This window comes from Bacillus sp. MM2020_4, from assembly GCF_011250555.1.
Lineage (GTDB): Bacteria > Bacillota > Bacilli > Bacillales > Cytobacillaceae > Neobacillus.
Genome location: NZ_JAANMZ010000001.1, coordinates 258,822 through 277,568, shown reverse-complemented (window position 1 = coordinate 277,568; position 18,747 = coordinate 258,822). Strand labels below are relative to the sequence as shown.

Below are 18,747 nucleotides of genomic sequence, written 5' to 3'. Positions count from 1 at the left end.
CGGGGATTTCTCCTGCAAACATTTGTCATTTCTAGGTTGTCTTTGCTTTTAATACGCCAAGTGCCATCTGGGCAGCATGCTGTTCGGCTTCTTTCTTGGACTTTCCTGTCCCAATCCCTAATTCTTCACCATTTAAGGATACTCTTGATACAAATTCCTTATTGTGGGCTGGGCCTTTTTCCTGAAGCACGCGATATTCAATCAAGCCGGTTCCATCCCGTTGAATGAGTTCCTGTAATTGGCTTTTAAAATCCATCACATGAGAAAAAGCACCAGCATTTATTTTAGGAAAGACAACCTTTTCGAGGAATCCAATCACTTTTTCAATCCCCTGGTCCAAATATAGAGCCCCAATGAATGCTTCAAAAACGTCTGCAAGTAAGGCAGGACGCTCACGTCCCCCTGTCATTTCTTCGCCTTTACCGAGCATAATAAGTTTCCCAAATTCGAGTTCATTTGCAAAGCCTACTAGTGACGGTTCACAAACAATGGCGGCACGTAATTTCGTCAATTCGCCTTCCGTCATCATAGGGTATTTTTTGAAGAGGAATTGAGAAACCGTAAGTTCAAGAACTGCATCTCCTAAAAATTCAAGTCTTTCATTATCTTCGAAAGGCTTTCTGCGATGCTCATTCACATAAGATGAATGAGTAAAAGCTTGTTTTAATAATTTTTCGTTATCAATCTTGAATCCGATTGACTCCTGAAAATCTTTAAAAAGATTTTCCTTTGCGCGATTATTTAACTCTTTTTCCTTATTGTTCTTGCGCATAATGTCTCCACCTTGCATGTAATTTACCAACTTCCGAACCATTGTTTAAATACGTTTCTTTAAATACGCAAAGAAACTTGGCAGGACCTAAAAAGCTGCCAAGTTCTATTTTACAGAATAAAGCTCCGTTTGAAAACGGAGCTTTACGAATTATTCAAACGAGATTACTTACTGCTATTTATGTAATTAACAGCATCACCAACAGTGTTGATTTTTTCAGCATCATCGTCAGAAATTTCCATATCGAACTCATCTTCTAATTCCATAACTAGTTCTACTACGTCAAGGGAATCAGCGCCAAGATCATCTTTAAATGAAGCTTCAAGCTTAACTTGAGATTCATCAACGCCTAAGCGATCAACGATGATTTTTGTAACACGTTCTAATACCTCTGCCATGCCTGCTCACCTCCCCTCAAGCTATTATAGAGTATTTCAAAAAAATAATATACCATGAATATAATATAATTTCATTGAACTTTGAACAGTGTCTAGCTTCAGCGCCAAGGCGCTTTCGCATTTCAATTTACATGACCATTCCACCATCAATGTGAAGTGTCTGCCCCGTGATATAGGATGCATCATCGGAAGCAAGAAATGCTGTCATTTTTGCAATATCTTTAGGTTCCCCTAATCTTGCTAAAGGAATTTGTTTTAACATTTCTGCTTTTACGTCTTCAGGTAATTTATCAGTCATATCGGTCGTTATAAAGCCTGGAGCTATAGCATTCACAGTAATATTTCTTGATGCTAACTCTTTAGCCGTGGTTTTGGTTAAACCAATAACACCAGCCTTTGCAGCCACATAATTCGCTTGCCCCGGGTTGCCACTTACCCCAACAATGGAGGCTATATTAATGATCCGGCCCACGCGCTGCTTCATCATTTGCCTAGTGACGGCTTTTGTACAAAGGAAAACCCCTTTTAGGTTAATGTTGAGAACATCATCCCATTCTTGTTCCTTCATTCTCATTAACAAATTATCCCTTGTGATGCCGGCGTTATTCACAAGGATATCAAGCTTACCAAATTGTTCAATCACAGCCTTTACCATTTCTGTGACTTCTTCGGTATTTCCTACATTACATTTTACTGTAAATGCTTCCCTGCCAAGCGCTTTTATTTCATCCACTACTTCATTTGCGCTTGCTTCACTGCCTGAGAAATTAACAGCCACATTTGCACCCTGTCTTGCAAGTTCAAGGGCAATTTCTCTGCCAATTCCCCGTGAAGCACCTGTTACCAAAACTGCTTTCCCTATTAAATTCATAGGTTCCCCTCCTTTAATGCTTCAATGACTGTCTGAGCACTTTCCTCGTCCGAAACTGCAAACGTTTTAACTGTCTTATTAATCTTTTTAATTAAGCCCGATAGAACCTTACCAGGGCCAATTTCAATGAATGTATCGACCCCGAGGTCAACCATTTTTACAACCGAGTCCTCCCATAATACTGGGGAGTAAAGTTGTTCAATTAATTTGTCCTTAATTTCCGCAGCTGCGTTTACAGGTTCCGCTGTTACATTCACCACAACTGGAATGGTGCCATCTTTCATTTCAATCCCATCTAAAACTGCGAGTAATTCATTTGCAGCTGGTTTCATTAATGTTGAATGAAAAGGGCCGCTGACATCTAATGGCAATACTCTTTTTGCCCCGGCCTCTTTCGCTTTCACACTTGCACGTTCTACTCCTTTTCGAGATCCGGAGATGACAATTTGTCCTGGACAATTTAAATTAGCTAACGAGACAGGAAAACCAGATTCGCTGACTTCTTTAGCAACAGCCGCAAGGGCATCGCGGTCTAAACCTAACACAGCTGCCATGGAGCCTTCCCCATTTGGGACGGCATTTTCCATAAACTCTCCGCGTTTTCTAACAGCATACACACCATCTTCAAACGATAATACACCTGCTGCTACAAGTGCTGAATATTCTCCAAGGCTATGCCCGGCAACAAAATCAGCTTTCACACCGGATTTGCCAAAGTAATCTAATATAGCCAAACTTGTTGTTAACAATGCTGGCTGGGTATTATATGTAATGGTCAATTCTTCCTTTGGTCCTTCAAAAATCAACTTGCTTAATGGCACATTTAACTTTTTGTCTGCTTTTGAAAAGTATTCCATTACTTCAGGGTGTTTTTCTGCCAATTCCTTACCCATTCCAACTGTCTGTGACCCTTGTCCCGGAAACACAAATGCGATCTTTCCCATACATACTGCACCCCTTTTACTTTTCTATTTTAACAGTATGAGATTCCTCAACTGCTTGTTTCATTAAATCCTCAACATTGTGACTTACCATTTCCCGTGTTTGCCTGATGGCACTAAAGATGGCTTGTGCATCCGAAGACCCATGAGCCTTTATGACTGGCGCTTTTAACCCAAAAAGAGCTGCACCGCCATATTCTGAGTAGTCCATCGTGTTTTTCAATGTCATTAGATTTGGCTTTAGGACTGCCGCAGCTAATTTACTTGTAAAACTACTCATTAAAGCAGTTTTTAACATTTTAAACATCGAAAGTGCCGTGCCTTCAATTGTTTTTAACACCATATTCCCCGTGAACCCATCGGTTACGACAACATCAGCAACACCTTCAAGTAAATCCCTTGCTTCTACATTGCCAATAAAATTCAAATCGGCTATTTTTAAAAGTTCAAAGGTGTTTTTCGTCAATTCGTTCCCTTTCTTTTCTTCCGCCCCAATGTTTAAAAGGCCTACTCTTGGTCTTTCAATCCCTCTTACCTTTTCGCTGTAAATGGAACCCATTATCGCATTTTGCAGAAGATGTTCTGGCTTTGCATCGGCATTTGCACCTACATCCAGAAGGAGAAAACCTTCACCGCCAATGGTTGGCAGCGTTGGTGCTAATGCAGGCCGATCAATTCCTTTAATTCTTCCAACCACAAATAGTCCTGCTGCCATTAATGCACCCGTATTCCCGGCAGAGATACAGGCATCAGCAGCTCCGTCGGCTACTTGCTGTGCTGCTAACACCATGGAAGCCGTTTTTTTGCGGCGAACAGCTTTTACAGGCTCATCTGTACCGAGAATCATCTCTGTTGTATGTAAAACTGTAATTTTCTCGTGACTTGTTAGCGTTTCATTAATTTTATTTTCGTCTCCAACAAGTGTAATATGTATATCAGAAAAAGCTTGAACAGCTTTCATTGCGCCCAATACGATTTCCTTGGGGGCATTGTCTCCGCCCATTGCATCAATTGCTAGTTTCATTCATCTCATCCTTTAGCGATTTTTCGAATGGTACATTTCCAATTCTCCGGTAAAAACAAGTTCATTATTTACGTAACTTTTCACTTCGACAAACGTCCTTCCGGCATAATCATCGATTTTTGTTACTCTAGCTTTCGCTATAACCCGCTCATTCAAATTGACTGAACGAATGAATTGGATATTTGCTTTTGCTGTTAGTGCCAGTTCATCATTTATTATAGCTACTGCAAGGGAATTTGCTTGAGCAAATACATGATGTCCCCTGGCAATTTTATTTCGCTTAAAGACATGTTCTTCCTTTACATCAAAAATGGAAATCGCACTTTGGTCTAATTCTATATCAATGATTTCTCCAATAACTTCTTCAAGTGGTAACGAGCGAACTTCGTCTTCAAAACGTTTCTCCGCAACAGTTTTGATTCGTTCACGGAGCTCAGGAATCGATAATTCCAAACGATCAAGACGAATGGTTTGGACACTCACTTGAAATTTTTCCGCTAGGTCCTCATCTGTTATAAAGGGATTATCCTTAATGGTAGTGGTTAATAAGTGTTGACGTTCCTTTTTACTTCTTCTCATGATTTTTCACACCGTCCGAGATCTTATGACTAGGTACTAAGAGTAGTATAAAATTTAAAAAAGCAGATTGCAAGATAAATTTCGACATCTGCCATCTGCCTTTCCTGCTTAGTATCTTTTAAATAATTATTTTTAGTAGTTTAATCCAGCTTTTCCCCTTCTAAAACACCAGATATTTCTAGACTTTTTCTTAAATGTACGTATTCTGGTGCCGTCCAAAAGGTCTCTGACTGAATCAATTTAGCAGCGTCATTCCTTGCTGTTTCAAGTGCACGGTAATCATGAACCATGTCAGCTACTTTAAATTCCGGAACACCACTTTGTTTTTTTCCAAAAAAGTCTCCCGGTCCCCTTAGTTCCAGATCCTTTTCACTTAAAACAAAGCCATCATTTGTTTCCGTCATGATCCTCATTCGCTCCTGGCCTACTTCTGATTTTGGACTTGCCAGTAAAATGCAATACGATTGTTCGCTTCCACGACCCACCCGTCCACGCAGCTGGTGAAGCTGGGATAGTCCGAATCTTTCAGCATCATAAATCACCATCATGGTGGCATTTGGTACATTCACCCCTACTTCTACAACAGTAGTGGAAACAAGTACTTGCACTTCATTGGTACTAAATGCCTTCATGACTGTCTCCTTTTCCTCTGATGTTAAGCGGCCATGCATGAGTCCCACTTGATAGCGATTTTGAAAATACTGGCTTAACGTTGTATGTACATCAATAGCATTTTGCACTTCAAGTTTCTCGGACTCCTCAATTAACGGGCAAATGACATAGGCCTGATGCCCCTTTATTAATTCTTTTTCAACAAAAGCAAGAACACGCTCCAGCATTTCCGGTTTTGCCCAGTATGTCTCAATCGACTTTCTGCCGGCCGGCATCTCATCGATGATGGAGACATCCATTTCGCCAAAAACGGTAATCGCCAGTGTCCTAGGAATCGGTGTCGCGGTCATAAACAAGACATCGGGATTTTCCCCCTTTTCCCGCAAGACCCTTCGTTGTTCCACACCAAAGCGATGCTGTTCATCGGTAATGACAAAGCCAAGTTTTTTAAAGGTAACTTCGTCCTGAATTAGGGCATGTGTCCCGATTAAAATATCAACCTTTCCATCTGCTAAGTCTTGAAGGATTTCTCGTCTCCGTTTCCCTTTTACGGAACTTGTTAAAAGCTCACATCTTATAGTAAAGGGGTCTAATAATCCTTTTAATGATTCTGCATGCTGTTCAGCCAAGATTTCAGTGGGAACCAATAGAGCCCCTTGGTATCCTGCTGTCACAGACCCATACAGACCTATTGCCGCTACAACTGTTTTCCCTGAACCTACATCACCTTGCAATAGCCGGTTCATGCGATAGGGGGATTTTAGTTCAGCTAACACTTCATTTACAACCCTTTTTTGAGCATTTGTTAACGGGAAGGGTAAACTGTCGATAAACTCCAATAATTTAGGCAAATCGTATTTTTGCATGAGGCCGGGGGAGTGCTCTCGTTCAAATTTCCGTAATGCCTGCATTTTTAATTGAAACAGGAGGAATTCCTCATAGACAAAACGTCGCCTTGCCTGTTTCACATCCTCCGGGCTGCTTGGAAAATGCATGATTTTAATGGCTTCATATCGGTTTAAAAGCCGGTAGCTCTGTATTAAAGGTACTGGAAGCGTCTCCTCAATGAATTGACCATACTGACTAAAGGCAAGATGAATAAATTTCCGCATTCCCTTAGTCGTTATTTTTCCCTTTAACGAGTATACTGGTTCAAAATCTTTTATCTTGGCATTCGTACCCGCATGAACTTCATTCGCTGTAATCGTCCCGCGATGGGCGTCCCATTTGCCTGTTACCGTGATTGTTTCATTTATATTTATTTTATTTTTCAAATATGGCTGATTAAAGAAAACCACTTTAATTAAGTGGGACCCTACAAAAAGCCGAAGCATCAGCTTCGATTTCTTTCTTCCATAATAGCTAAGAGAAGGCTCACTATGAACCTTCCCCTCTACCGTCACTTTTTCATCATGCTTTACTTCCGTTAAATCCTTTAGTGAATAGTCCTCATAACGGTAAGGGAAATATTCCAATAAATCCTGAACCGTAAAGATATTCATTTCTGCAAGGGCTTCAGCCGTTTCTTCCCCAATTCCCTTTAATGCTATAACTGATTGGTTTAGATGATCGAACACACGTCTCTCTCCCTTTGCAAAATAATTAATCTATATTAGTCATTCGATATGTAAAAATAAAAAAGAAGGGTTTGACTAGGAAAGTCCCCCTTCTATTTTAGCCGTTCCTTATTCAATTGAAAAGATAAATGAATATAATGGCTGCCCACCATTATGAACTTCAATTTCCACATCTTCATAATTTTCTTCCACAAATTGTGTAAGACTTTGTACCTCTTCATCTGTCACATCTTCACCAAAGATGATGGTTAAGATTTCGGAATCGTCATCCAGCATTTTTGTTAAAAGGTCTTCTGCCACTTTCCCTTTATCTTTGTTCTTCACCACGATTTTACCCTCGGAAATGCCCATGAAATCATCTTTTTCAATTTCTAGGCCATCGATTGAGGTATCGCGGACAGCAAAGGTAATTTGGCCTGTTTTCACATGCTGTAATGCATCCTTCATTGCCACTTCATTTACATCCACATCCGCCGAAGGATTGAATGCAAGTAGTGCTGATAGACCCTGTGGGACCGTTTTAGACGGGATGACATAAATATCTTCATCTGCCACATCTTTAGCCTGTTCTGCGGCCATAATAATATTTTTATTATTTGGTAAGATAAATACCTTTTTGGCATGGACTTCCTTTACGGCCTTCACTATGTCTTCCGTACTTGGATTCATCGTTTGACCGCCTTCAATGACAGCATGGGCTCCAATGCTCTTAAATAACTCCGCAATACCTGAACCCATGGATACCGTGACAATTCCATATTCCTGCAGTTCTTTTCGTGGTTCAGGACGTACAGTGCCTGAAGCAGTATGCGTTTCACCCACAATATTTGTATGCTGCTGGCGCATGTTTTCAATCTTCATATTAATTAAGTTACCATAACGCTGACCGTATGATAATACTTCACCCGGCTGCTCGGAATGAATATGAACCTTGACCACATCTTCATCGGCAATAACCAATAAAGAATCACCTAAATGACTTAAATCATTCCGGAAAACCCCTTCATTGAATGGGTGTATAGCTGTTTTTTCCGCCTCAAACCGGACCATAAATTCTGTACAATATCCAAATACAATATCCGCAGTATTAATATGACCTTGAACACTTTTGTGGTGTTCGGCATTAACCATTTCTGACATAGTAGGAAGCAGGTCCGATGATTCCGGGAGCTCCTCTCCCCTAAGGACGGCAAGAAAGCCCTCATAAACGAACACAAGTCCTTGCCCGCCGCTATCAACAACGCCGACTTCCTTTAAAACAGGAAGTAAGTCGGGTGTCCGCTTGAGCGATGCTTTCGCTTCTTTTACTACTTCTTCCATTATGACGATTATATCATCTGAATTTTGGGCAGCCTGAACACCTTTCTTAGCAGAATCCTTAGCAACTGTTAAGATGGTTCCTTCGACAGGCTTCATAACAGCTTTATAGGCAGTTTCTACTCCTGCTTCCAAGGCTCCGGCAAAATCCTTCCCGGTAATTTTCGCCTTAGCTTCGACTGCCTTTGAAAAACCTCGGAATAACTGGGAAAGAATAACCCCCGAATTTCCTCGTGCTCCCATAAGTAAGCCTTTAGACAGGGCTATCCCTACTTTACCAATATGTTCCTGAACGTTATTCTTTACTTCCTTCGCCCCGGAGGTCATTGATAAATTCATATTTGTTCCAGTATCTCCGTCGGGCACAGGAAAAACGTTTAACGCATCAACCATTTTTGCATTTGCCGTCAAATGATTGGCACCTTGAATGATCATTTCTGCAAAACGTTTTCCATCTAATGCTGTAATTGACACAAACTTTCCTCCTCACTACGGGTTCGTCACACGAACTCCCTGAACGTAAATATTAACCGAGTCAACGGCAAGTCCAACTGTCTTATCTAGGGTGTATTTAACCTTTGATTGCACGTTGTGGGCAATTTCGGAAATTTTCGTTCCATAGCTGACAATAATGTACATATCGATATGTAATGCCTCATTTTCCTGGCGCACGATCACGCCTCGAGTAAAGTTTTCTTTTCTTAGTATCTCAGTAATCCCATCTTTGATTTGATTCTTAGAGGCCATTCCGACGATTCCATAACATTCGATTGCTGCACCACCAGCAATCGTTGCAATTACTTCGTTTGAAATATCAATTTGTCCGTACTGTGTTTTTAATTCAATGGACATGAAACGTTCCCCCTCCTGAAAAATTGCTCCTTGACTACAGTCATTTTACTATAGTCAACCCAATTTTAAAAGTCATACCTTTCTTTTTACAATTAGAGTATTGATAATAACCTATGTCAAGGCTTTTTTCTTGAAAGGTTTAGTTACAAGTATTGCATTCAGATTCGTTGTATGATAAATTATTAAAGTATCTCAAGTCTAGAAAATTTGCAAAAACAATTTTCTATATTCAGATGAAGCAGCTTAAATGAGAGCTTTATACAGCTTTTGGTAGTTAAGGAGGGAAATCATTATGCCACGTAAATGTGTAGTAACTGGAAAGAAAACAACAACTGGTAACGCACGTTCTCACGCTATGAACGCTAATAAGCGTACATGGGGTGCTAACCTACAAAAAGTACGTATTCTTGTTGACGGAAAGCCTAAGCGTGTTTGGGTTTCTGCAAGAGCGTTAAGATCCGGTAAAGTTGAGCGCGTATAATTAGAAAAGCACAAGCGCCAAAACCTGAGCTGCTTGTGCTAGACAATAAGAATGGGCATCCTTTTTAAGGGTGTCTTTTCTTTTTCATATTCTCCAAATAAAAAGCACCCATATGTGAATGGGTGCAAGCCTTTGACTATTCTCTATTCGTTTTTCTTAAATGCACCAATCATCGCTCGGACAAGTCCGCCTAAAAATCTTGGCAGTTTAATTGTATAAAATTTCATAACTGTCCCTCCTCAAAAATCTCCCCTGCTTATTCAAATTACTTTACATTTTATTCGAACTGACGAGATCAGTACCTAAAAGTCATGCCTATTAATCGTGACTTCTTATCACTATTAATATGCCTTCGGAAAATGAAAAAGTACCATATTCACTAATAAGTTCATTACTAATACATAGTGTCGATCCAAGTGAAATATGCTGATTTTTAAGGGGGAATTTAAACCCCATTAGTGTAATGCCGCTGACATCAAGGGTTAAAGGTACAAAGGAAATATATTTTTTTGATTTTATTTTTTCAATGGAATAACTGCCTGGTTCCTTCAAAAAGACAACATTATTCCGATCAATTAAATAGACATTAGTCGGATGCTTTCCTTTAAGCGGAACGAGCAAAAGGTGTACATTTGCCAATAAATGATCGAGTCTGCCGCCGGTAGCTCCAAATAGGCGGATGATGCTCGGTTTCTGCTCCAATGCCCAATTTAGGGCAAGCTCCATATCCGTTTCGTTTTTTTCTGGATTATACCGCTTCATCTCTGCCACTTGTTCTTCAATGAACCTCAATTCATCTTTTGAAACGGAATCAAAATCACCAAATGCAATCTCTGGTTTGATACTTCTCTTTAACAAATGAAAGACACCTCGGTCAACACCGACCCAGATAGCGTTATCCTCCATATAATCAGTCAAATCAGGCAGTAGCTCTTCAGGCCCTCCAGCAAGTATATTTATAATCATTAGACTTACTCCTTCTGTAATAAGAAAAGCCAGCTATCTTAGCCGGCTTTATCCTCTAATTAGTGAAATGGCTGTTTCATAATCCGGTTGATTATAAATAGCTGAGCCTGCAACGAGGACATTTGCACCCGCTTCAATGCATTGTTTCGCTGTTTCCGGATTTACTCCACCATCTATTTCAATCTCAATAACAAGTCCTTCTTGATCCGCCATATCTTTTACTTTTCTTATTTTCGGCAGGACTTCAGGAATAAACTTTTGGCCGCCAAAACCAGGATTGACTGACATCAGCAGCACCATGTCAATATCACCGATTACATGTTGGATGGTTTCCACCGGAGTAGCTGGATTTAAAACTACACCCGCTTTAATCCCATAGGATTTGATATTTTGGATGGTTCGGTGGAGGTGCCGACATGCTTCCACATGGACAGTGATATAGTCTGCACCAGCCTTTGTAAATGCCTCGATATATTGATCTGGGTTTTCAATCATTAAGTGCACGTCTAACGGCAGCTTCGTTAGCGGACGAATTGCGTCGACAATAAGCGGACCAATCGTGATATTCGGTACAAAATGACCATCCATGACATCAATATGAATGTAGTCAGCCCCCGCTTTTTCAACAGCAATAATTTCTTCTCCCAATTTTGAAAAATCGGCTGAAAGGATGGAAGGTGCTATTTTCACCATTGTTAATACCTCGGCTTTCTATCTTTTATTTCCTGCAGGAAATCTACATAATGTTCATACCGGTAAGTGGGGATTTCACCTGATTCCACTCCTGACTTTACAGCACATTTTGGTTCAGTCACATGTAAGCAGCCACGAAATTTACAATTTTCACTAGCCTTTTGTAATTCGGGAAAACAATACGTCAAATCCTCCGCTTCGATGCTTGTAAACTCTAGTGAGCTAAATCCGGGCGTATCCGCAATCAGTCCATTTCCAATCTTAATAAGCTCCACGTGTCTTGTCGTATGCTTACCTCTGCCAAGATGAGAGGAAATATCATTTGTTTTAAGTTCAAGGTCTGGTCTTAATACATTTAATAAAGAAGATTTTCCTACACCTGACTGACCGGCAAAGACCGAGATTTTATTTTCTATATGTGGATTTAATAATTCAATTCCTGATTCGGTTTCTGATGAGGTCAGTATAACCTCGTAACCTGCACTTTTATATTGCTTTGCGTATGAAGAAATTTGCTCCTTTTGATCATGATTCGTAAGATCCATCTTAGTAATACAGATTAGTGGTTCGATATGATTGAATTCAACCAATACAAGAAAACGATCCAATAAAACTGTGCTGAAATCTGGCTCTACAGCTGAAAAAACGAGAATGGCCTGATCCACATTTGCAATCGGTGGTCGGATTAGCTCATTTTTTCGTTCTTTCACTTCTAAAATATATCCTTCCAGATCATTTTCGGCTTGAAAAACAACTTCGTCACCTACAAGTGGCGTGATTTTGTTCTTTCTGAAAACGCCTCTTCCCCGACATTGGATTAGGTTCTCATCTTGAAGAACATAATAAAAACCACTTAGTGCTTTGACAATTTTTCCTTCAGGCATAGCCACACTCCTTGCCTTTCGGTTTATTTTCTTTATTCTGCATCGGCATAATTAATGACCTCTTCTGCTATAACCTCGGTCCCTACCATAACTCGATAGCCAGCCTTTTTTCCATACGGAATCAGAAGGTCAATTTTTTTAACTGTATTTTCCACAATCGAAAATGTTTCGGCTGGACCTGTCATGCTATGATTCATATCCTCAATATAGATGACCACTTCTTGTTTCTGACCAGGTTCACCTGTCAACGGTGGTTTATAAGGAATTGTTACATCCCTGGTGACTTTCTTAGGTGGTTCTTGACCTTTTGAAATAACAACAGTCACCTTGTCCCCTTTGACCAATTCCGTTCCCTGAGCAGGCGCTTGCGAAATAATCATATTGGCAGGGATCTTTTCATCGAATTTCTCTTCTGTAACCACTAAAGTCAGTCCGACTAATGAGGCATAATCTTGTGCACCTTTTAAACTGTATTGTGATAAATCCTTTAAGACAATTTTTTCAGGTCCTATGCTGACCTCAAACTCTAATACGGTCTCTTCAGGAACCACTTTTTCCCCAGCTATTGGTGTTTGGCTGATAATCGTCCCCGGCTCACTTTCATCATTCTTCTCTAATTTCTTTATATCTTTAAAGTTCTGGTTATCAAGTAGACGAATTACGTCCTCATATTGCCGGCCTACATAATCAGATAGTTCATATTTTTCCTTACCTGAACTGACGTACAAGGTAATTTTCGCATTTTCTTTGACCGTACTGCCTATTTCAGGAATTGTTTTAATCACTTTTCCCGCTTTCATATTTTCATCGGTAATTTCAACTTGTTTACCAGGAGATAATCCTTTTAGCTTAAGCTTAGAAATAGCATCATCCACATTCATGCCACTTATATCCGGTATTTTTACTTCCTTTGCAGATAACAATCCAGGTAAAAATAGAAAAGATAACGTTCCCAGAATGACAAGAACGAAGAAGATAGATAGTAGAACCATCGGCCACTTTTTTCTTTTTTTGTTATTTTTATTACTTTTATTTTTTTTATTTCCTTTTTTTCCATCGTCGTTCAAATTAGTCGCGGGTTTTTCAGTGCTATGGACTAATGTTTCATCTAAATTTTTTAATGGATGGTGATCGGTTATTACCGGAATTGCCTTTGTCGCTTCATTATCAATAGGAATGGCAAACTTGGGTTCGTCCATCCTTTCTAAATCAAGTGCTGTTCGTAGATCCTCTTCCATTTCTTCTACACTGTTATAGCGATGGAATGGATCTTTTGCGGTTGCCTTTAAGACAATATTCTCAACACTTTGAGGTATGTTCTGATTCCATCTTCTTACAGATGGGGTTTCTGATTGAAGATGCTTTAAGGCAATCGACACGGCCGACTCACCGGAAAATGGAAGCCTGCCCGTTAATAACTCGAACATCACAATCCCCAATGAATAAATATCAGACTTTCTGTTTGCCATCCCGCCCCTTGCTTGTTCAGGTGATAAATAATGAACAGAACCCAGGACGGAATTGGTTTGCGTGATACTCGTCGCACTTAGCGCCATGGCAATACCAAAATCCGTGACTTTTACTTTACCGTCGTGATCAACCAAAATATTATGTGGTTTAATATCACGATGGATTATATGGTTCTGATGGGCATGAGAAATAGCTGATGTTAACTGTCTCATGATTCCAATAGTATCTTCCACTCGGAGAGGAGAATTTTGCTGTATGTATTGTTTAAGGGTCTGACCATCAACAAATTCCATTACAATATAATATAGATCATTTTCTTCGCCTACATCATATATATTAACAATATTTGGATGAGCAAGACTTGTCGCCGATTGTGCTTCACGGCGGAATCTGCGGATGAACTCATCATCGTTTGCAAAATCAAGACGAAGCATTTTTACTGCAACATCGCGGTCAAGAATCATATCATGGGCTAAGTAGACATTTGCCATGCCGCCTCCGCCAATCATTTCCAATATTTTATAGCGACCGCTAATTCTTTTCCCAATTAACATTTATCTTCACCCTCTTTCACTATCATCATCAAACTCTAGTATGATAAGGGTGATGTTGTCTTCTCCACCATTTTCATTTGCTCCGTTAATTAGTGATAAAGCCTTTTGCTCCAGACTGTCTTCAGATTGAAGAATAGAAATCATTTGTTCTTCTTTTACCTTATTCGACAATCCATCAGAACATAGTAGAAGGATATCTCCTTCCTCAAAAATGATTGTTTTGGTATCAATTTTTACATCTTGTTCGGTACCAATGGCACGTAAAATCACATTTTTCCGTGGGTGATGCTCAGCGTCTTCTTTGGTGATTTGTCCTGTACGTACTAATTCATTTACAAGTGTATGGTCCTCAGTCAACTGCTGAAACCCACTATCATTGAAAATATAACAACGGCTGTCACCGACATGGGCAATTGTAGCAAAGTGATTGGTTGCAATCACTGCTTCAATTGTTGTACCCATCCCATCACATTCTACATTGTTATTTGCATGGTCAAATACGAGTTGATTCACTTCAAAAATTTGTGTTCTAAGCCATTTTTCAGCATCATCTGCAGTAATAATTCCTTCTGTTTGCTCCCAAGACTCTTGCAAGTGAGTAACGCTCATTTTACTTGCCACATCACCGGCTCGGTGACCGCCCATACCATCTGCTACGATAGCAAGGCGATAACCATCCTTATTGACAAACGTCCCACCACTGTCCTCATTATTTTGACGAACTCTTCCTTGATCCGTTTTAAAAACAGCCTTCACACTCATTACCTCGTCTCCTCTTTTCGCTCCTTCGCACGAAGTTGTCCACATGCTGCATCAATATCATGACCGTGCTCGCGGCGAATCGTCACATTTACACCACGTTTTTTTAATGTTTTTTCGAATGCAAATATTTTATCCTTTGGTGTACGTACATAATCTCTTTCAGGAACATAGTTTACCGGAATTAGATTTACATGACATTTAATTCCTTTTAAAAGATCTGCTAATTCTTCCGCGTGGTCGGTAGAATCATTTACACCGCCAAATAGACCGTATTCAAAGCTAATTCTTCGACCTGTCTTATCGATATAATATCGTACTGCCTTCATTAAGTCATCAAGTTTATATGCTTTATTAATTGGCATTAATCTTGAGCGTAATTCAGTATTCGGAGCGTGTAAGGAAATAGCAAAATTTATTTGTGTATTTTCATCAGCAAATTGATAAATTTTCGGGACAATTCCACTTGTCGAAACAGTAATATGGCGCGCGCCAATATTTAGTGCTTTGTCATGATTGATAATTTTCAAAAAGGAAAGCATATTGTCATAGTTATCGAACGGCTCGCCAATCCCCATGATGACCACGGAATCAACCCGTTCATTTGTTTCATCGAGTGCTTGCTGAACTTTCACCACCTGGGCAACAATTTCTCCTGCCTCTAAATGTCTTTTTAATCCGCCAAGTGTCGAGGCGCAGAAAGTACAGCCAATCCGGCAGCCAACCTGGGTTGTCACACAAACGGAATTCCCATAATCATGGCGCATGAGCACGGTTTCGATTGAGTAACCATCATGAAGCTCGAATAAAAATTTAATCGTGCCATCGGAAGATGTTTGTTGAATGGCTGTATCCAGGGTAGTAATCTGAAACTGGCTGGATAGCTTGTCTCTCAAACCTTTCGCTAAATTGCTCATGTCTTCGAAAGAAATGATTCTTTTTTTATATAGCCAATCGAAGATTTGTTCAGCACGGAAAGGCTTTTCCCCATTCTCCGATAACCAGTCCTTTAATTCGTGAAGTTCCAGTGAGTAAATTGATTTTTTCTTTATGTCCATAGTTGTGTTCGTCTCAGTTGTATTTAATTGTTCCAATAGTTATACCTTCTTTCTAGTGTCTAGCTTCAGTGCCTAGGGGCTCGGGGTCATAAGCCCCTGGTCAAGGCGCTTACGCTTTTCTTAATACTGCTATATAAAAACCGTCTGATCCAAAATCTTGAGGAAATATTTGGAGCTCGAAGCCTGTTATCAATGGCTGCACTGCCTCTGGCATCCGATTTTTGAATGATAAATCCCCTTCAAATCCCGGATTATTTTGTAAAAATGTTTTTACCGTATTATCATTCTCTTCTTTATCAACTGTACATGTACTATACACAAGGATACCGCCCTTTTTCAATAAAGGCGCAACGGATGTTAATAGATTTTGTTGTATCGTTCGTAACCGCTCTAAATCCTTTTCTGTCTTGGTATACTTCATGTCGGGCTTTCTTCTCATTACACCAAGGCCTGAGCACGGAGCATCAAGGAGAATTCGATGAAATGTCTCATCTTTGAACTTTTCCCGCAATAATCTGGAATCAGATACATTTGTTTTGATATTTGATAACCCTAATCGACGGGCATTATCATTGATTAATTTTACTTTGTGCTGATGAAGATCAACGGAAATTACTTCACCAGTATTTTGTAGTTTTTCCGCAATATGCGTACTTTTTCCTCCAGGGGCTGCACAAGCATCCAGGACGAATTCCCCTTCTGTTGAACCTAATGCATAGGCGGCAAGCATCGAACTTTCATCCTGAATCGTTAACATTCCATATTTAAAGGCAATAGTGGAGGCTAAATTTCCTTTTAACGACCTGATCGCCTCCGGAATGATTGGACTTTTCTCAATTTGAAACCCATCTTCCTCAAGAATCGCCACACATTCATCTCTAGAAATCTTCGTCAAATTCACCCTTGCAGTTTGCATTGGTGCGGTTAAATTAATTTCACACATTTCTTTCGTTTTTTTAAAACCAAATTGATTCACCCATCTCGTAACTAGCCAATGAGGGTGACTGGTTTCAAGTGATAATCTTTCGATGGGGTCTGAAACTTCACTTAATGATGGAAGCCCTTCTCTTTGAATACTTCTTAGCACACCATTTACCAAACTGGCGATTCCTTTATGTCCGCGGCTCTTGGCAATTTCCACCGCTTCGTATATCGCAGCCCGGTCCGGAATTCGATCTAGGTACACCATTTGATATAGTGTCATTCTAAGCAGATGATGAATCCAATTTGCCAGCTTTTTATTATCCTTGATGAATGGGTTTAAAAAGAAGTCTAGCGCCATGCGTCGTTGTAATGTTCCATATGTTAACTCTGTAAGTAAGCCGACATCGATTGCGGACAATTCATTTTTTTCAATCACATTATTAAGCAGCAAATTGCTGTAGGATTGATTTTTCTCAATCGCAACCAAGGTATCCATTGCGATGGCACGTACATTATTTTTTGTTGAAGTCATCTTATTCTCCTAGTCTTCCGCCTACTGAAATTTTTGAACCCGCACCCCGTAAAAATTGTTCTGTCCGCATCTTTGTTTTTCCGGATGGCTGAAGCTCAATGATTTTTATCGCTGTTTCATTGCCCGTGCTTACCGTAAAGCCATCTGGTTCTATTTTTACAATGGTTCCAGGCTCTTGACCTTCCATTCCCGCCACTTTTTCAGTCTGCCATATTTTTATGACATTGCCCTCCATTGTGGTAAATGCAACTGGCCAAGGATTTAATCCGCGGACATGGTCATAGATCTCTTCACCAGCTTTTGTCCAGTCAATTTTTTCCTGCTCACGCTTTATATTTGGGGCAAAGGTTGCTTCCATTCCGTTTTGTGGTTTTGGAGTAAGACGGCCTGCCAATAAAAGCGGCAAGGTTTCTGATAATAATTGTGAACCTGCAGCACTTAATTTTTCATGAAGGGTCCCCACATTATCGTCTTCAGCAATTGGGATCTCCACACTAGTTAACATATCACCAGCATCTAATTTTTCGACCATATACATAATGGTGACACCCGTTTTCCTTTTCCCTTGCATGATGGCGTAATGGATTGGGGCACCACCGCGAAGCTCTGGTAACAATGATGCGTGCACATTAATACACCCAAATTTAGGTGCATCTAGCAGTTTTTTTGGCAAAATTTGCCCAAATGCAGCGGTAACAATTAAATCGGGTTGTAAGGAAAGGATTTTCTCCAGCTCTTCATCTTGACGGATTTTTTCAGGTTGAAAGACAGGGATCCCATGTTTTAATGCCTCCACCTTCACGGGTGGTGGTGTTAATACTTTTTTTCTTCCTACCGGTCTGTCAGGCTGGGTAACAACACCGATGACCTCATAGCCGTCGAGTATAATTTGCTGTAAGACAGGTACGGAAAAATCAGGGGTTCCCATAAAAACAATTTTCGTCATTCACTTTCTACTCCTTTTAACTCATCTTCCTCTAAGTATCTGGTAACTTTTGTGGTGAATAAAATACCGTCAAGATGATCGATTTCATGGAGGATTGCCCTAGCTAGGAAACCCTCAGCCTCAAGTGAATACTTTTTGCCTTTACGATTATAGGCTTCAATCTTCACAAAATTTGGTCTCGTTACTTCACCGAATAGATCCGGAAAGCTTAAACAGCCCTCTGGGCCTGTCTGCTCCCCCGAGGTTTCAATAATCCGCGGGTTTATCATTTCGATTGTTCCCATTTCATCATCTATATCAACAATGGCAATTCTGGCATCAAGCCCAATTTGTGGGGCAGCAAGTCCAACACCATCATATTCAATCATCGTATCGTACATATCATCAAGTGTTTTCGCTAATTTTTTATCAAATTTCTCCACTGCCTTGCATTCCTGTTCAAGGATGTCGGCAGGATGGATGACAATTTTGCGTATCGCCAATTCTGTTCCTCCGTTTATGCCATTCTAGTTAAAAAGGCGTTTTTATTATATATTT

At 40.1% G+C, this 18,747-nt stretch carries 20 protein-coding genes; 1 reads left to right on the top strand and 19 read right to left on the bottom strand.

Going from position 1 to position 18,747, the window contains the following annotated elements:
* Positions 1 to 31: 31 nt before the first annotated feature.
* The 9 genes from rnc to G6554_RS01370 form a co-directional block, all read right to left on the bottom strand.
* On the bottom strand, positions 32 to 772 hold the full coding sequence (gene rnc / locus G6554_RS01410; RefSeq protein ID WP_166237976.1) for a ribonuclease III: 741 nt from the start codon (positions 770 to 772) through the stop codon (positions 32 to 34).
* Between the two features lie 164 nt (positions 773 to 936).
* The gene (gene acpP / locus G6554_RS01405) at positions 937 to 1,170 is read right to left on the bottom strand and encodes an acyl carrier protein (RefSeq protein WP_166237974.1); all 234 of its coding nucleotides are present in this window, start codon (positions 1,168 to 1,170) and stop codon (positions 937 to 939) included.
* Positions 1,171 to 1,297: 127 nt separating this feature from the next.
* Positions 1,298 to 2,041: a 3-oxoacyl-[acyl-carrier-protein] reductase gene (fabG, locus tag G6554_RS01400; RefSeq protein ID WP_166237972.1), complete on the bottom strand. Its 744-nt coding sequence runs from the start codon at positions 2,039 to 2,041 to the stop codon at positions 1,298 to 1,300.
* The gene (gene fabD / locus G6554_RS01395; RefSeq protein WP_166237970.1) at positions 2,038 to 2,985 is read right to left on the bottom strand and encodes an ACP S-malonyltransferase; all 948 of its coding nucleotides are present in this window, start codon (positions 2,983 to 2,985) and stop codon (positions 2,038 to 2,040) included. Before fabD ends, fabG begins: the two co-directional genes overlap by 4 nt.
* A gap of 16 nt (positions 2,986 to 3,001) precedes the next feature.
* Complete coding sequence (plsX, locus tag G6554_RS01390; protein ID WP_166237968.1) at positions 3,002 to 4,006, bottom strand: phosphate acyltransferase PlsX; 1,005 nt, start codon at positions 4,004 to 4,006, stop codon at positions 3,002 to 3,004.
* A gap of 12 nt (positions 4,007 to 4,018) precedes the next feature.
* Complete coding sequence (gene fapR, locus G6554_RS01385) at positions 4,019 to 4,585, bottom strand: transcription factor FapR (RefSeq protein ID WP_166237966.1); 567 nt, start codon at positions 4,583 to 4,585, stop codon at positions 4,019 to 4,021.
* A gap of 140 nt (positions 4,586 to 4,725) precedes the next feature.
* Positions 4,726 to 6,774: an ATP-dependent DNA helicase RecG gene (recG, locus tag G6554_RS01380; RefSeq protein WP_166237964.1), complete on the bottom strand. Its 2,049-nt coding sequence runs from the start codon at positions 6,772 to 6,774 to the stop codon at positions 4,726 to 4,728.
* Between the two features lie 108 nt (positions 6,775 to 6,882).
* Positions 6,883 to 8,565 carry a DAK2 domain-containing protein gene (locus tag G6554_RS01375; protein WP_166237962.1) on the bottom strand — a complete coding sequence of 561 codons (1,683 nt, stop codon included), beginning with the start codon at positions 8,563 to 8,565 and terminating at the stop codon, positions 6,883 to 6,885.
* Positions 8,566 to 8,580: 15 nt separating this feature from the next.
* Entirely contained in the window at positions 8,581 to 8,943 is a 363-nt protein-coding gene (locus tag G6554_RS01370; RefSeq protein WP_007087784.1) for an Asp23/Gls24 family envelope stress response protein, read from the bottom strand.
* 292 nt (positions 8,944 to 9,235) lie between these two features.
* On the opposite strand from G6554_RS01370, the gene rpmB reads away from it, so the two are divergent.
* Positions 9,236 to 9,424, top strand: coding sequence for a 50S ribosomal protein L28 (rpmB, locus tag G6554_RS01365; RefSeq protein WP_007087786.1), 189 nt, complete (start codon positions 9,236 to 9,238; stop codon positions 9,422 to 9,424).
* Between the two features lie 143 nt (positions 9,425 to 9,567).
* Here rpmB and spoVM read toward each other — a convergent pair whose 3' ends face one another.
* The 10 genes from spoVM to def form a co-directional block, all read right to left on the bottom strand.
* Positions 9,568 to 9,651 (bottom strand): stage V sporulation protein SpoVM, encoded by an 84-nt coding sequence (gene spoVM, locus G6554_RS01360; protein ID WP_007087787.1) that lies wholly within the window; start codon positions 9,649 to 9,651, stop codon positions 9,568 to 9,570.
* Between the two features lie 91 nt (positions 9,652 to 9,742).
* Positions 9,743 to 10,390, bottom strand: a complete 648-nt coding sequence (locus G6554_RS01355) for a thiamine diphosphokinase (RefSeq protein ID WP_166237960.1) — start codon at positions 10,388 to 10,390, stop codon at positions 9,743 to 9,745.
* A 48-nt stretch (positions 10,391 to 10,438) separates the two neighbouring features.
* The gene (rpe, locus tag G6554_RS01350; protein WP_166237958.1) at positions 10,439 to 11,083 is read right to left on the bottom strand and encodes a ribulose-phosphate 3-epimerase; all 645 of its coding nucleotides are present in this window, start codon (positions 11,081 to 11,083) and stop codon (positions 10,439 to 10,441) included.
* A 2-nt stretch (positions 11,084 to 11,085) separates the two neighbouring features.
* Positions 11,086 to 11,967, bottom strand: a complete 882-nt coding sequence (gene rsgA / locus G6554_RS01345; RefSeq protein WP_166237956.1) for a ribosome small subunit-dependent GTPase A — start codon at positions 11,965 to 11,967, stop codon at positions 11,086 to 11,088.
* A 32-nt stretch (positions 11,968 to 11,999) separates the two neighbouring features.
* On the bottom strand, positions 12,000 to 13,991 hold the full coding sequence (gene pknB / locus G6554_RS01340) for a Stk1 family PASTA domain-containing Ser/Thr kinase (protein WP_166237954.1): 1,992 nt from the start codon (positions 13,989 to 13,991) through the stop codon (positions 12,000 to 12,002).
* A 6-nt stretch (positions 13,992 to 13,997) separates the two neighbouring features.
* Positions 13,998 to 14,747 carry a Stp1/IreP family PP2C-type Ser/Thr phosphatase gene (locus tag G6554_RS01335; protein ID WP_166238140.1) on the bottom strand — a complete coding sequence of 250 codons (750 nt, stop codon included), beginning with the start codon at positions 14,745 to 14,747 and terminating at the stop codon, positions 13,998 to 14,000.
* Between the two features lie 5 nt (positions 14,748 to 14,752).
* Positions 14,753 to 15,844, bottom strand: coding sequence for a dual-specificity RNA methyltransferase RlmN (gene rlmN, locus G6554_RS01330; RefSeq protein ID WP_481747889.1), 1,092 nt, complete (start codon positions 15,842 to 15,844; stop codon positions 14,753 to 14,755).
* Between the two features lie 73 nt (positions 15,845 to 15,917).
* Positions 15,918 to 17,264 (bottom strand): 16S rRNA (cytosine(967)-C(5))-methyltransferase RsmB, encoded by a 1,347-nt coding sequence (gene rsmB, locus G6554_RS01325; RefSeq protein ID WP_166237952.1) that lies wholly within the window; start codon positions 17,262 to 17,264, stop codon positions 15,918 to 15,920.
* A gap of 1 nt (position 17,265) precedes the next feature.
* Positions 17,266 to 18,210 (bottom strand): methionyl-tRNA formyltransferase, encoded by a 945-nt coding sequence (gene fmt, locus G6554_RS01320; protein WP_166237950.1) that lies wholly within the window; start codon positions 18,208 to 18,210, stop codon positions 17,266 to 17,268.
* On the bottom strand, positions 18,207 to 18,692 hold the full coding sequence (gene def / locus G6554_RS01315) for a peptide deformylase (RefSeq protein ID WP_166237948.1): 486 nt from the start codon (positions 18,690 to 18,692) through the stop codon (positions 18,207 to 18,209). The genes fmt and def overlap by 4 nt, the downstream gene beginning before the upstream one ends.
* Positions 18,693 to 18,747 lie beyond the last annotated feature (55 nt).